Here is a 13,661-nt window from a genome sequence, read left to right on the forward strand (position 1 = left end):
GCTTTGTGCCCAAGATCCCTAGGCAATTTCAATTTCCATTTCCCGGGTATGTCTATGAAGAACTCCCTGTTTCATGCCTGTGCCTGTGCCTGCGCTCTGCTGCTTGCGGGTGCGGCCCAGGCTCAGAGCTATCTGCCTGCCGAAGCCACCGTGCGCATGGCCGTGGACCAGTCACCGGCAGTGCAGGCGGCCGAGGCGGTAACACGCGCGGCCCGAGCCCGCGCCGACGGCCTGCGCACGGGATCACATGAAACCGTGGTGCGCGCCTCCGGCCAGCGCCGCTGGACGCATGACGGCTCAGGCCAGCGTTTTACCGAAGGCCAGATTGCCCTGGAGCGACCGCTGCGACTCTGGGGCAAGGCCGCTGTCGACGCCGAGCTGGCCGAGGCAACCCGGGCCACCGGCCTGCTGGCAGCGCAAGATGCCCGACACGAGACGGCACGCCAGTTGCTGGCCTTGTGGTTTTCGGCTCTGCGCGCGGCTCAGGCCCGCCAGGCGGCGCAGGACAATTCCGATGCTGCTGCAGAGTTGGCGCGCGTCACCGAGCGCCGCCTGCGCGCGGGCGATGCAGCCAGACTTGAAGCCGAGCTGGCTGCCGCCGAACAGGCCCGCATGCAGGCTGCGCTGGCCGCAGCAGAGGCCGCGCAGACCTCGGCGCGGGCCGAGCTCTGCGCACGCTTTCCCGACCTCTGCCCTCTGGCCGGCATTTCAATCGACGCAAGCGCGCTGCCCGCACTCCCGAGCGGATCGGAGGCTCAGCTGCGCTCACGCTACATAGAGCACAGCCATGAGCATCTGCTGGCCCTGTCCGAGGAGACTCTGGCGCTGCACCAGGCCCGCCGCACGGATCTCGAGCGCCACCCCGACCCCACGATCGGTGTGTTTGCCAGCAGCGAGCGCGGCGGTGCCGAGCGCATTGCAGGCCTCAGCATCAGTCTGCCACTGGGCTCCGCCTATCGGCAGTCCCAGGCTGCGGCAGCGCTGGCCGATGCCGATGCAGCGCTGTCGCGTCGCCTGGCGGTAGCCAGACGCCTGGGTGCGGAGTTCGATGTGCTCTGGAGCCAGCTGAATGGCAGGCGTGCTGCCGCCGCGGCACAGGTCCGTGCGGCGACGCTCCAGCGCAGCGCGACCGACCGCGCAATGCGTGCCTATCGTGCCGGCGAGTCCGGCCTGGCCGAGCTGCTGGCTGCGCGCCGCGTGCTTGCCGACGCCGTGCTGGCCGAGCGCATGGCACGCGTGGACACGCTGGAGAGCGACAGCCGCCTGCGCCTGGACCTGCATGAGTTCTGGGACTTTGACGATTGATGTCTCGCCAGGCAGTGCGGTGCCTGCGTGTGCCCGCACCTGTGGCTGCCGCTGCCGGCCGGGCCAGGAGCGAGAATGTCGGCCCTGCCAATTGCGGCCGGCTCGTCCTGGCCAGCGCCGGAGCCAGGGAGCACTGATGACACCATGGATGAAGTCTTGCAAATCGAAGCCGGGCAATGAGACGCTGATAATGCGATGCAGCAAGAGGTCAACGCAATGAGTCCCACCTACGGCAAACTGAAACCCATCGATTACGCACAAGCTTCCACGAGTTTTGCAATCAAGGATGGCCCGCTATCCGCCATTCAGAGCCCGGCGACCGAAGAGCTGATCAGCGCGGAGCGTTTCAGCGAATTCATCAATCACCTCTATGACGCGGCTTCCCTGCCGGAAGCCTGGGTGTCTTGCCTGGAAGTGATTCGCACGCATATGCGCAGCAATTTTGCCGTGCTGATCATCCGCCAGACCGAGGGCGACAATATCGGTTTGACGATCACCGCATCCGGAGGACTCAAGGACTTGCTTACGCACGACGTCTACAGCGAGCACAGTCCGTTCCTTGGCATGCCCAAGGAGCAATTCAAGACCATTCCGGACCTGATGTCCGAAAGCGAATGGCGCAGCAGCGTCTATTACAAGGACTGGTGCCGTGTGCACAATATTTTCCATGTAATGGCTGCCGATATCGTGACCACCGATGGCAGTGTCTACGGCCTGCGGATCACGCGTCCCGAGTCGGAACCCGCCTTCAGCCAGAGGGATCTGGATCTGGGGCGCATGATCATGCCGCATATCCGCCGTGCGCTGAACATGCATCTGGCGCTGCACCATGACCGCCAGGTCATGTCGCTGTACAGCAGCGTCACGGCGCGCCTGATGGTCGGTGTCGTCATCCTGGACCAGAATGCTCACTTGCTGGAAAGCAATCCTGCGGCCAAAGGCATTCTCGATGCTCAGGACGGCATCCGGATCTCCGGCGGCATGCTGGAGGCTGAATATGCGAGCGACAACCGCAAGCTCCAGCGCCTGATCAAGGATGCCTTGCTGTCCTCCCGGACATCGACCTCGGTCATGACCGAAGGCATCTCGATTGCGCGTCCTTCGGGTCAGCTCAACTGGGGGCTTGTCGTACAGAGCATTTCCTCGGATGAAAAAGCAGAGGCCAAGAGTCGTCCCTGCGTCGCGGTGTTCATGCGCAACACCGATGGCAAGGCCGATCCGTCCGCGCATCTGGCCCAGCAGCTGTTTCAGCTCACGTCGGCGGAGACCGCGCTGGTGATCCAGCTGACCCATGGCCTGACGCTGGAGGAGGCCGCCAAAGCGCTGGGCATCCGCCTCAATACCGCAAGAGCTCACCTGCGCTCCATCTTCTCCAAGACCGGCGCCCGTCGCCAGAGCGAGCTGGTGCGCTTCTTTCTCAATAGCGCGGCCTGGCTGGGAAGCAAGAGCGGCACCTAGCCCTCGCGCAGCAGCCGCGCCCCAGGCCTTGTGCAGCCCGCCCTCATCGCCCTGGAGCAGCGGGACAGGCAAGGTTCCTCAGCGATCTGCGGGCCGCCAGGGCGCTGCCGCAAAGGCCTCGGTCATCCATGGCTTGAACGCCTTCATGGCGCCCGTGTTGTACTGCCCCGATGGGCGCACCAGGTAGATGCCGCCGGCTTCCCCCAATGTCCATTGCGGCAATATGCGGACGAGCTCTCCGGCATGGATGGAGGGCACGAGGTGCCAGTCGCTGCCGGCGATGATGCCCACACCTTTGAGGGCTGCATGAAGCAGCGCTTCATTGTCGTTGCTGAGCATGGAACCGCTGACGCGCACCGATTCGACCACCCTGGCTGAGCGCCTGCCTGCGGGCCTGACGAGCCGCCATTGCGGAAAATCCAGCAGACCGGTGTAGCCCAGACAGTTGTGACGGGCGAGATCCTCGGGTCTGCGGGGTGCTTCGTGGCGCTCGAGATAGCGGGCGGATGCACACAGAAGACGGTACTGCTCGCACAGTCGCGTGGCCACCAGCCGGCTGTCCGACAGATGGCCGATGCGTATGGCGGCATCAAAACGCTCTCCCACGAGGTCCACGATGCGGTCGCTGTACTCCACTTCGAGCACGACCTCCGGATAGGCCAGGGAAAATTCGGCCAGCATGGGACTGATCCAGCGCCGCCCCATCGACGCGGGTATGGACAGGCGCAGGCGTCCTCGCGTTTCCTGAGCTCCCTGCGCCGCTTCCTGCTCCGCCTCCCGAATCAGGTGGCTGGCCTGACTCACCTTCTCGACCAGCCGCAGGCCTTCGCTGGTGAAATGCAGCTGGCGCGTGGTGCGCTCCACCAGCCGCACACCCAGTCTTCGCTCGAGCGCCTGCATGCGCTTGGAGAGCACCGAAGGATGACGCCCGAGAGACCGTCCCGCAGCGGCAAATGAACCCTGCTCTGCCAGTGCGAGCAGCGTGGCGAGCTCGTCCGTGCGCTGACTGTCGAGTATGTGCATGGTGTCTGTGGCGATTCAGGGAGTGAGGATGATCGATCCTTGCGAGCGGCCTTGCTCCAGGTCCGCGTGCGCCGCAGCGGCATCCTTGAGCGCGTAGCTTTTCCAGACGTGGGGCCTGAGTATGCCGGCGGCGATGGCATCCAGCACGTCCTGCGCGCGGCTCTGGTACTCCTCTATCGTTGCCGTATGTGCGGCCAGCGAAGGGCGGGTCAGAAACAGCGAACCCTTGGCATTGAGCACTCCCGGCTCGACGGCCGGCGGCAAGCCCGAGGTGGCGCCAAACGACACCATCAGCCCTCTGGGCCGCAGGCAGTCCAGCGAAGCGGAGAAAGTGTCTTTTCCGATGGGGTCGTAGACCACGTCCACCTTGTGCCCCTGCGTGGCCTGCATCACCTGGGATGGCAGCGACTGCGCGTCGAAGACAAACACCTGGTCGCAGCCTGCCGCCTTGGCGCGCTCCACGCTGGCCGGCTTGGAGACGACGCCCAGTACCTGGGCTCCCAGGTGCTTTGCCCAGGCGCACATCAGCTGCCCCAGCGCCCCCGCAGCGCCATAGATCAGCACGCGGCTGCCCTGCTTCACCTGGCCGGTGGTCTTGAGCAGATACTGGGCCGTGATGCCCTTGAACAGGACCGACGCAGCAGCGTCATCCCCGAGTGCGTCCGGAAGCCTGACCAGGCGACCGGCAGGGAACAGGCGCGCACTGGCATAGGCACCCAGCGGACCGGTGGCGTAGCCGACCCGATCCCCCACCTTCAGGCCCGGGACTCCCGCACCCACTGCGGCCACGCTCCCCGCACCCTCCAGACCCAATCCCGAAGGCAATGCAATCGGGACCAGGCCCTTGCGCTGGCTGACATCCAGAGGATTGACACCGATGGCAGTCTGCTCGAGCAGAACCTCGCCCGGCCCTGGCGACGGCAGATCCAGCGCTTCGAGCTGCATCACTTCGGGCGCACCTGAGCGGTAGATTCGAATGGCGAGGGGCATGGCTTTTCCTTGGGAATGATGAAGAAACCATCGTATTCATGCCATCTGCGTGCATCAACATGAGCGCATGCACATGATAAGTGCATGCGATGCAGCAATATCTGCATGCTGACATGCACCAGGGCCGACAGCCAGAATCAGGCACTCTTGGCCCATCGCCAGCCGCGAGGCGACGTCGCGGCCTGCCTGAACAAGAGCGCCGAGCCCGCGTCCATCCATGAAGGTCTGCATGCCAGGCCCGCGCAGGCACAGACTGTTGCGGCAGCAAAGGCAGCCAGAAATACAACGACTTGCAGCACCGCTCGCTCCGGAGCCGATGAAGCACGATACGCCACAATAATCCTTGTCCATCAGACGCTTGAAGCGCCAGAAATTCACAGGAACGCTTGATCGATGAGCATAGAACTCCCCAAACACGCACAGCAGCAGGCCATTGCCTCCATAGAACGCTATTTCCGCGAAAACATGGACGAGCCCATAGGCAATATGCAATCCGGTGCCCTGCTGAATTTCTTTCTCGCGGAAATAGGCCCCAGCATCTACAACCGTGCCGTGGCCGATGTGCAGGAGAACCTGCAGGCCAGGCTGCAGGAGCTGGACTATGAGGTGGGCAAGGAGGAATTCAGCTACTGGACGGCCAAGCGCGCTGGCAGGCGCTGAGATGATGCCCGCCCGGCGCCTGCAGGCAGCTCTGCGGCCAGACCAGCCGCCTCCGCCTGCGGCGACGCTGGTGGCGCTGGCCCAGGCACTCAGGGATGAAGGCATGACCCAGGCCGCGCTCTACCGCCTTTTTCAGGCCGAGCATGCGCGCTCGGACCTCGACGAACCGCGCCTGGAAGCTCTGGCCGGGACCATGGATCTGATCTGGGGTGGCGGCTGGGCCAAAGGCCATGCCTTGTTCGAACAAGAGCTGTCGCAAGAACGGCTGGACAGCGAATAAGAAGGCGCCTGCGCCCGCCAGCCGGCCCGGCTGGCATACCATCGCCGCATGCGTCTTCTCCACACCTCCGACTGGCACCTGGGCCAGCACTTCATGGGCCGCAGCCGCCAGGCCGAACATCAGGCCCTGATTGACTGGTTGCTGCAGCAGGTACAGGCCCATCAGGTCGACGCCGTGCTGATTGCCGGCGATGTGTTCGACACCGGCGCACCGGCCAGCTATGCGCGCGAACTCTACAACCAGCTGATTGCGCGGCTGCACCAGGCCGGTGTGGGCCTGCTGATTCTGGGCGGCAACCATGACTCGGTCAGCGTGCTCGACGAAAGCCGCGATCTGCTGCGCCATCTGGGCACACAGGTGATTGCCTCCACCGGCGCTCCGCAGCAGCATGCCGTCACCCTGCCACTACGCGGTCCAGATGCACGCCGCTCAGACCCGGACGGTGCAAGCCAGCCCGGCTGCATTGTCTGCGCCCTGCCCTTTATCCGCGCCCGCGACGTGCAGCAAAGCCAGGCCGGTCAAAGCGCGCAGGACAAGCAGCTGGCCTTGCAGACCGCCATTCAGTCCACCTATCGACAGGTGTATGAAGCGGCCCTGGACCTGCAGCAAAAGCTGCAAGCCACGCTGGGCCGCAAGCTGCCCATCATCGCCACCGGCCATCTGACCACCGTGGGCGCCAGCAGCAACGAGTCGGTGCGCGAGATCTATGTGGGCTCGCTCGAAGCCTTTCCCACCAATGCTTTCCCGCCCGCCGACTACATTGCGCTGGGCCATATCCACCAGCCGCAAAAAGTGGGCGGCATGGAGCATATCCGCTACAGCGGCTCGCCGATTGCGCTGGGCTTTGACGAAGCGCGCCAGACCAAGCAGGTATTGCTGGTCGAGCTGAACGAAAGCGGCTTGCAGGGCGTAACGTCTCTGCCCGTTCCGGTGTCCCAAGCAATGGCCGCGCTGCGCTGTACCCTGGCCGATCTGCCAAACGCACTGAAACAAATAGCCGCTGACGCAGACCCCAAGCGCGCCACCTGGCTGGATATCACGATTGAAGAGGATGACTATCTGGCCGACCTGCCCGCCCGTGTGCAGGCCCTGGTCGAGGAGTTGCCCGTGCAGGTGCTGCGCATCAAGCGCCAGCGCGGCAATAGCGCACCGCAGTTGCAAAGCGCAGCCATGGAGTCGCTGGACGAGCTGACCCCGCAGGACGTGTTTGCCCGCCGCCTGGCACTGGAGACACTGGAGCCGCCGCTGCAGCAGGCGCTGACCGAGCGCTATCGCAGCGTGGTCGAATCCCTGAGCCACCCTGAGAACCTCCCCGGGAGCGCCGCATGAAAATCCTCAAGCTGCGTCTCAAGAATCTCAATTCGCTCAAGGGCGAGTGGCAGGTCGATTTCACTGCCGAACCCTTTGCCGGCAACAGCCTGTTTGCCATTACTGGACCCACGGGCGCAGGCAAGTCCACCTTGCTGGACGCCATCTGCCTGGCGCTGTACCACCAGACACCGCGTCTGGCTACCATCAGCGCCGGCAGCAATGACTTGATGACACGCCATCAGGCCGACTGCCTGGCCGAGGTGGAGTTCGAAGTCAAAGGTGCAGTCTACCGTGCCTTCTGGAGCCAGCGCCGCGCACGCGACAAGGCCAGCGGCGCGCTGCAGGCGCCCAAGGTGGAACTGGCGCGCGTGGCCGACGGTCATATCCTCAGCAGCCAAAGTGCGGACAAGCTCAGACAGATGGCCCAGATCACCGGGCTGGACTTTGCGCGCTTCACCAAATCCATGCTGCTGGCCCAGGGCGGCTTTGCAGCCTTTTTGCAGGCCAGCGCCAACGAGCGCGCCGAGCTGCTGGAAGAGCTGACCGGCACCGACATCTACAGCCAGATCTCGCAAACCGTGTTCGAGCGCGCCCGCGATGCGCGCCAGTTGCTGAGCACCACCCAGGCACAGGCCGACGGCATGCAGTTGCTGCCCGAGGAAGAGCGCACCCAGTTACAGGCCGAGGCCGCACAGCTGCAAAGCGCGCTCTCTGATCTGCAACAAAGCCACCAGCACCTGCACAGCCTGCAGCGCTGGCAGGAACAAACCGCACAAGCGCGGGTGCAGGCCGAGCAGGCCCAACTGCAGGTCCAGCAAGCCCGGCAAGCGCTGGATGCTGCCGCACCCGATCTGCAGCGCCTGCAAGCCCACGGCCCGGCCCAGGCCATTGCCGCACTGCACCAACGCTGGCAACAGATGCAAAGTGCCAGCGAGGCTGCACAAAGCCAGCTGAGCGATCTGCAAGACAGACTGACGCAAACGCGCGGCACGCAGTGGCACCTGCACCATCAGGCCAGTGCCTTGGCCGCGCAATCACACCAAAAAGCAGAGCTGCTTGCGCATGACCTGCAGGCGCAACAGACCGATTTGATCGAATGGCAGCAGCAACATGCCACCCATGCCCAACTCGGCGAACAGCTGAGCGGCTGGCGCGAACAGCTTGAACAACGCCAACAACACCAACAGCAATTGCAGAGCGCGCAGGCCGAGCTGCAAGACACCCAGAATCAGGCTCAAGCCCTGCAACAGCAAAGCAGTGCGCAAGCCACCGTGGTGCAGCAGGCGCAGACCGCACTGCAACAGGCCCAGAGCGCTGCCGAACAAGCCAACGCGGCTCAGCAAACTCTGCTGGCTCCCCATGGCGGCAGCCTGGCTCAGTTGCGTGCCCGCTGGCAGGCTGCGCAGCAGCAGATGCAGCTCATCCTGCAATTGCAACAGCAGGCCAGCCAGCGCAATGCCCTGCACCAGCAAGAGCAGCAGCTGGACGCCGATCTGCAGGAATGCAACCAACGCATGCAGCAGCAAGCTGCGGATCTTGTCAGCCTGCGCAGCCGGTACAAGGCACAGAACGAAAAAGTCAGCGACAAGGAGCAGCTGCTGGCGCAAGAGCGGCGCATTCAAAACCTGGAGGCGCACCGCCGCACGCTGCAGCCCGGAGAGGCCTGCCCGCTGTGCGGCTCGCACGAGCATCCTGCCATCACCGCCTATGCGGCGCTCGATATATCGGCCACCGAGGCCGCACTGCAAACTGCCAGAGCCGAGCTGGAATCGCTCAAGGAGCAAGGCAGCCAGCGCAAGGCCGATCACGCGGCCAGCGAAAGCCAGCACAGCAGTCTGCAAAAGCAGCTGGCAGCGACGACCGCCCATATCCAGCAATGGCAGGCGCAGTGGAGCACATTGCGCCAGGCCTGCGCGCCCATGCTGGCCGATGATGCCTGGATGCATGCCGAAGCATTGGCGCAGATACAGCAACAAGGCAGCCAGCAAGCCGCCAGCCTGCAGCAGGCGCTGAGCGGTACGGAGGCAGGCGAGCGCCGCGCACAGCAAGCCAGGGATGCGGCCCATGCGGCCGCGCAAAGCTTGCAGGGCGCCGAGCACCAGCAAGAGCGCGTGCAGCAGGCCCAGCAGGGCAACGCTGCCCAGCAGCAGCGTTTGAGCGATGCCGTTCAGGCCCTGCAAGCCAGCGCATCTGCCCTGAATACCGAGCTGCAAGCGGCCATGTCGCAAGCCGGCTGGGCGGTGCCCGATGCGGTGCACAGCCAGGCCTGGCTGCAGGCGCGCCAGCAGGACTGGCAGCAATGGCAGCAGCGCAGCACCCAGTTGCAGGCGCTGGCTCAGCAGCTGGTATTGCAGCAGCGTCAGGTGGAGCAAGCCGCTCAAGACGCCCGGCACTGGCAGCAAGGCGCTGCGCAATTGCCGACGGATTCGCCTGCGGATTTGCTGGCCGTGGACGCGCAAGTGCCCGCGCCTGCCATGCCCGCCAATCTGGTCGAATGCGCCGCACTGCTGGAGCGCACGGTGCAACAGCTGGCCAGCCTGCAAGGCCAGAGCCAGCAGGCCAGCGGCCATCTGACCCAGTTGCAGCAAAGCAGCGCCCAAGCGCAGGCCGCATGGGATACCGCGCTGAAGGCCAGCCCTTTTGCCGATGCCGCCGCCTTTGCCCAGGCCCTGCTGCCCGCCGATGAATGGCAGCGCCTGACAGAGCGCAGCGATCAATTGCAGCAAGCCTTGCAGCGCAACCAGACCTTGCTGGCTGAAGCCACGCAACACCATGCCCGGTTGCAGGCCCAGGCCTTGACTGCGGAAACACCCGAGACCATCGCCGCCCAGTTGCAGGCCCTGGAGGCCGAGCGCGGCAACCTGACCGAGCGCCTGGGTGCCCAGCGTGCGCGCCTGGCTGACGATGAAAAGCGCCGCACGGGCCAGCAGGCCTTGCTGCTGCAAATTGCGGCACTGGAGCAAGACAACGATCTATGGCAGCGCCTCAACAGCCTGATCGGCTCCAAGGAGGGCGACAAGTTCCGCAAGTTTGCCCAGGGGCTGACGCTGGACCATCTGCTGCTGCTGGCCAACCGGCACCTGGAGCGCCTGCACGGCCGCTATCTGCTGCGGCGCAAGCCCACGGGCGAGCTGGAACTGGACATCGTGGACGGCTGGCAGGGCGATGTGGCGCGCGACACGCGCACGCTTTCGGGCGGCGAGGCCTTTCTCGTCAGCCTGGCACTGGCGCTGGCACTGTCGGATCTGGTCAGCAGCAAGACCTCGATTGACTCGCTATTCCTGGACGAAGGCTTCGGCACGCTGGACGGCGACACGCTGGAGATCGCCCTGGCCGCGCTAGATGCACTCAACGCCAGCGGCAAGATGATTGGCGTCATCAGCCATGTGGAAGCGCTCAAGGAGCGTATTCCGGCGCAGATCCGCGTGGAAAAGGCAGCCGGAATCGGTTACTCCAGACTGGTGATCTGAAGCCTGACTCAGGTGCCGGGCGGAGGTGGCGGCATCATGCCAGGGCGCGGCGGCCGCATGCCGCCGGGACGCCCCGGACCTCCTGGCCCACCCGGGCCGCCTGGCGGCATGGAGCCCTTGACCTGGCAGAGCTTGTCGGCACTGTCGCTGCGCACCACCACGGTCTTCGATGCCAGCATCACCCCGCCCAGGTTCTGCACATCGAAAACATAAGGCGTCTTGTCCGGCTCCTGCCCGACCACGTTGTCCACATCCAGGCGGGTATCGGGCTGGCCCTTGTCCTTGTAAAGCGGTGCCTGCGCAAAGATCTCGCTGTTGAGCGCATCGCTGAACAACAGCTGGCTGGTCAGCCACGATGCAGCACTGTCCGCCGGGTCGTAGCTGCCTTGCAGGATGCGAAAGTGCACATGCACGGCACGGCCGCGATACCAGCCGGGGTAGCAGCTGTCGAAACGCGCCACGCCATGGCCGTCGGTGCGCTGATAGCCGCGAAAGAACTGCTTGTTCACATCGGCGGCATCGTTGTTGCACATGCGGTGAGTCTGGCCCGAGTAACCGCCCGTGTGATTGGTATGCCAGATCTCCACAATCGTGCCCGGCACCGGCTCACAGCGCTCGTTGACCACGCGAATCTGCATATGCAGCGGCAGGCCGTCCCAGCCATCGCTGACATCCATGCGCTCGGGCGACAGCGTATGGCAGGGGCCGATGGTGGCCTCGCAGGTCAGGCGGCAACCGCCCGCCAGACCGGCCGCAGCAAATGGATTGATGCCGCGCACGGCAGCGGTGATGGCCTTGGTACCGCCGCTGAGCCAGGGAGCAGCGGCCTTCGCCGCGCCGTCCGTCGCTGGCGCTGCTGCCGAACCGATTGCGGCGGGCGCGGCACGACCGGGCGATGGCATGAAGGGCAGTGCCCCCAGCAGGGCTGCGGATTGCCGCAGCCAGCTTCTGCGCGAGGTTGCGCACGCGGCCGGTACAAGCGTTTCGGATGAGGAGTGCGGCTGGGTCATGGGCGATATGGACTCGTCTGTGAATCGCACCATGCTAGCGCCGCAGCCGCCAACGCAGCCAGCGGCTGCCTCATCTTTACCGATGCTATACAAAATTGCTCTCCATGCCTTTTCCATAAAGCGCCATGCGCTACAGTTTTTGATAGTGTCACCGATCAGGCGCCAAGGTCACCCCGCCCGCGCCAAGCCGGCCCAAAGGCTTTGGCTTACCATCCAGACCCTTGCTTGATAGGTACAAGCCATGATCCGGATCGCAGAACTCAAACTCCCTCTCTCGGCGGTGGAATACCACCCCGAGAACCACACCGAATATCAGCCCACGGACCAGCTCACCCAGCTCGCAGCCGAGCGCCTGGGCATTCCATGCTCCGCCATTGCCAGGCTGCATGTGCACAAGCGCAGCTTCGATGCGCGCAAGGCGGAACTGCTGGCCGTCTACATCGTCGACATCACGCTGGCCGACGAGGGCCAGGAGGCCGCGCTGCTGACGCAGTTTGCCGACCACCCCCATGTCAACCCAACGCCAGACATGAGCTGGAAAGCCGTGGGCCAGGCCCCGGCCGACCTGGACGAGCGCCCCGTGGTCGTGGGCTTTGGTCCCTGCGGCATGTTTGCCGGACTGGTGCTGGCCCAGATGGGCTTCAGGCCCATCGTGCTGGAGCGCGGCAAGACCGTGCGCGAGCGCACCAAGGACACCTGGCGCCTTTGGCGCAAGCGCGAGCTGACGCCCGAGTCCAATGTGCAGTACGGCGAAGGCGGCGCCGGCACCTTCTCAGACGGCAAGCTCTACAGCCAGATCAAGGACCCGCGCCATCTGGGCCGCAAGGTACTGACCGAGTTCGTGACCTATGGTGCTCCGCCCGAAATTCTCTACGCGGCTCACCCCCATATCGGCACTTTCAAGCTGGTCAAGCTGGTCGAAGGCATTCGTGAGGAAATCGTGCGCCTGGGCGGCGAAATCCGCTTCGAGCAGCGCGTGACCGATGTGCAGATCGAAGAGGTCGACGGCCAGCGCCAGCTGGTCGGCCTGCAGGTGCTCGACCAGGCCACGGGCCAAAGCTATGCGCTGCCCACCCATCATGCCGTGATGGCTCTGGGCCACAGCTCGCGCGACACTTTTGCCATGTTCTACGAGCGCGGCGTGGCCATGGAGGCCAAGCCCTTCTCCGTGGGCTTTCGCATCGAACATCCGCAAAGCGTGATCGACCGCGCCCGCTGGGGCAAGGATGCCGGCCATCCGCTGCTGGGCGCTGCCGACTACAAGCTGGTGCACCATGCCAAAAACGGCCGCGCCGTCTACAGCTTCTGCATGTGCCCGGGCGGCACCGTGGTGGCCGCGACCAGCGAACCCGGGCGCGTCGTCACCAACGGCATGAGCCAGTATTCGCGCGCCGAGCGCAATGCCAATGCCGGCATGGTCTGCGCCATCAGCCCCGAAGACTACCCGCAAGACGCCGAGAGCTTTGCCTGGGCCTTTGACGGCAAGACCTTCGGCGTCGAAAAGCTGCAAAAAGGCGAGCATCACCCGCTCTCCGGCATTGTGCTGCAGCGCCAGCTGGAGTCCAAAGCCTATGTGCTCGGCGGCCAGAACTACAGTGCGCCCGGCCAGCTCGTGGGCGACTTTGTGGCTGGCAAGCCATCCACCGAGTTTGGCGAAGTTCAGCCCTCCTACAAGCCCGGCATCAGCCTCGGCGATCTGCACCAGGCACTGCCCGCCTATGCGATCGAAGCCATGCGCGAGGCCCTGCCCGCCTTTGGCAAGAAGATTCGCGGCTACGACATGAAGGATGCCGTGCTGACTGGTGTGGAAACACGCACCTCGTCCCCGGTCAAGATCGGCCGCGGCGCCGACTTCCAGAGCGACAACACGCGCGGTCTGTACCCGGCCGGTGAAGGTGCCAGTTACGCGGGCGGCATTCTGTCGGCCGGTGTCGACGGCATCAAGGTCGGCGAGGCCGTGGCTGCGGCGATTCTCGGCGTGTCGGTACCCTCCTCGGGCGCACGCGGCTCGGGCGGCGCCCTGTAAGCCACGCGGCCTGCCTCGTTGCGCCCCAGGCATGCCAGCCCCCCGGCTGGCTGCCTTTGAGGGGCGCGAGCACACCGGAAGTCATGGCTCTTACAAGTTTTTGGACGCTGACTGACATTGCGCCAGGC

10 protein-coding genes are annotated in these 13,661 nt (G+C 64.8%); 7 read left to right on the forward strand and 3 right to left on the reverse strand.

Annotated features, from left to right (window positions below; translation table 11 throughout):
* Positions 1 to 54: 54 nt before the first annotated feature.
* Together FSY59_RS13325 and FSY59_RS13330 are read left to right on the forward strand one after the other, a co-directional pair.
* Entirely contained in the window at positions 55 to 1,305 is a 1,251-nt protein-coding gene (locus tag FSY59_RS13325) for a TolC family protein (RefSeq protein WP_148729103.1), read from the forward strand.
* 216 nt (positions 1,306 to 1,521) lie between these two features.
* Positions 1,522 to 2,763, forward strand: coding sequence for a LuxR family transcriptional regulator (locus FSY59_RS13330; RefSeq protein WP_050874072.1), 1,242 nt, complete (start codon positions 1,522 to 1,524; stop codon positions 2,761 to 2,763).
* Between the two features lie 78 nt (positions 2,764 to 2,841).
* Here the strand turns inward: FSY59_RS13330 and FSY59_RS13335 are convergent, their stop codons facing one another.
* A complete protein-coding gene (locus tag FSY59_RS13335) occupies positions 2,842 to 3,786 on the reverse strand; it encodes a LysR family transcriptional regulator (RefSeq protein ID WP_148729104.1) in 945 nt (314 codons plus the stop codon).
* Between the two features lie 15 nt (positions 3,787 to 3,801).
* Positions 3,802 to 4,776 (reverse strand): quinone oxidoreductase, encoded by a 975-nt coding sequence (locus FSY59_RS13340; RefSeq protein ID WP_148729105.1) that lies wholly within the window; start codon positions 4,774 to 4,776, stop codon positions 3,802 to 3,804.
* 393 nt (positions 4,777 to 5,169) lie between these two features.
* On the opposite strand from FSY59_RS13340, the gene FSY59_RS13345 reads away from it, so the two are divergent.
* Genes FSY59_RS13345 through FSY59_RS13360 form a run of 4 tightly spaced genes read left to right on the forward strand, consistent with a single transcriptional unit; the run spans position 5,170 to position 10,497 of the window.
* A complete protein-coding gene (locus FSY59_RS13345) occupies positions 5,170 to 5,436 on the forward strand; it encodes a DUF2164 domain-containing protein (RefSeq protein WP_043375203.1) in 267 nt (88 codons plus the stop codon).
* Between the two features lies 1 nt (position 5,437).
* On the forward strand, positions 5,438 to 5,716 hold the full coding sequence (locus FSY59_RS13350) for a hypothetical protein (RefSeq protein WP_148729106.1): 279 nt from the start codon (positions 5,438 to 5,440) through the stop codon (positions 5,714 to 5,716).
* Positions 5,717 to 5,764: 48 nt separating this feature from the next.
* On the forward strand, positions 5,765 to 7,045 hold the full coding sequence (gene sbcD, locus FSY59_RS13355) for an exonuclease subunit SbcD (protein WP_148729107.1): 1,281 nt from the start codon (positions 5,765 to 5,767) through the stop codon (positions 7,043 to 7,045).
* Positions 7,042 to 10,497: an SbcC/MukB-like Walker B domain-containing protein gene (locus FSY59_RS13360; protein ID WP_148729108.1), complete on the forward strand. Its 3,456-nt coding sequence runs from the start codon at positions 7,042 to 7,044 to the stop codon at positions 10,495 to 10,497. The genes sbcD and FSY59_RS13360 overlap by 4 nt, the downstream gene beginning before the upstream one ends.
* Before the next feature lie 8 nt (positions 10,498 to 10,505).
* Here FSY59_RS13360 and FSY59_RS13365 read toward each other — a convergent pair whose 3' ends face one another.
* Positions 10,506 to 11,540, reverse strand: coding sequence for an intradiol ring-cleavage dioxygenase (locus FSY59_RS13365; protein ID WP_043375211.1), 1,035 nt, complete (start codon positions 11,538 to 11,540; stop codon positions 10,506 to 10,508).
* A gap of 208 nt (positions 11,541 to 11,748) precedes the next feature.
* On the opposite strand from FSY59_RS13365, the gene FSY59_RS13370 reads away from it, so the two are divergent.
* Positions 11,749 to 13,533 carry an NAD(P)/FAD-dependent oxidoreductase gene (locus tag FSY59_RS13370; RefSeq protein WP_003051131.1) on the forward strand — a complete coding sequence of 595 codons (1,785 nt, stop codon included), beginning with the start codon at positions 11,749 to 11,751 and terminating at the stop codon, positions 13,531 to 13,533.
* Positions 13,534 to 13,661 lie beyond the last annotated feature (128 nt).

This window comes from Comamonas sp. Z3, assembly GCF_008121565.1.
Taxonomy (GTDB): Bacteria; Pseudomonadota; Gammaproteobacteria; order Burkholderiales; family Burkholderiaceae_C; genus Comamonas; species Comamonas brasiliensis.

Bases quoted from the DNA above. Each gene is read 5' to 3' on its own strand.
- FSY59_RS13325 (WP_148729103.1), top strand. From the start codon at position 55: ATGAAGAACTCCCTGTTTCATGCCTGTGCCTGTGCCTGCGCTCTGCTG.
- FSY59_RS13330 (WP_050874072.1), top strand. From the start codon at position 1,522: ATGAGTCCCACCTACGGCAAACTGAAACCCATCGATTACGCACAAGCT.
- FSY59_RS13335 (WP_148729104.1), bottom strand. From the start codon at position 3,786: ATGCACATACTCGACAGTCAGCGCACGGACGAGCTCGCCACGCTGCTC.
- FSY59_RS13340 (WP_148729105.1), bottom strand. From the start codon at position 4,776: ATGCCCCTCGCCATTCGAATCTACCGCTCAGGTGCGCCCGAAGTGATG.
- FSY59_RS13345 (WP_043375203.1), top strand. From the start codon at position 5,170: ATGAGCATAGAACTCCCCAAACACGCACAGCAGCAGGCCATTGCCTCC.
- FSY59_RS13350 (WP_148729106.1), top strand. From the start codon at position 5,438: ATGATGCCCGCCCGGCGCCTGCAGGCAGCTCTGCGGCCAGACCAGCCG.
- sbcD (WP_148729107.1), top strand. From the start codon at position 5,765: ATGCGTCTTCTCCACACCTCCGACTGGCACCTGGGCCAGCACTTCATG.
- FSY59_RS13360 (WP_148729108.1), top strand. From the start codon at position 7,042: ATGAAAATCCTCAAGCTGCGTCTCAAGAATCTCAATTCGCTCAAGGGC.
- FSY59_RS13365 (WP_043375211.1), bottom strand. From the start codon at position 11,540: ATGGTGCGATTCACAGACGAGTCCATATCGCCCATGACCCAGCCGCAC.
- FSY59_RS13370 (WP_003051131.1), top strand. From the start codon at position 11,749: ATGATCCGGATCGCAGAACTCAAACTCCCTCTCTCGGCGGTGGAATAC.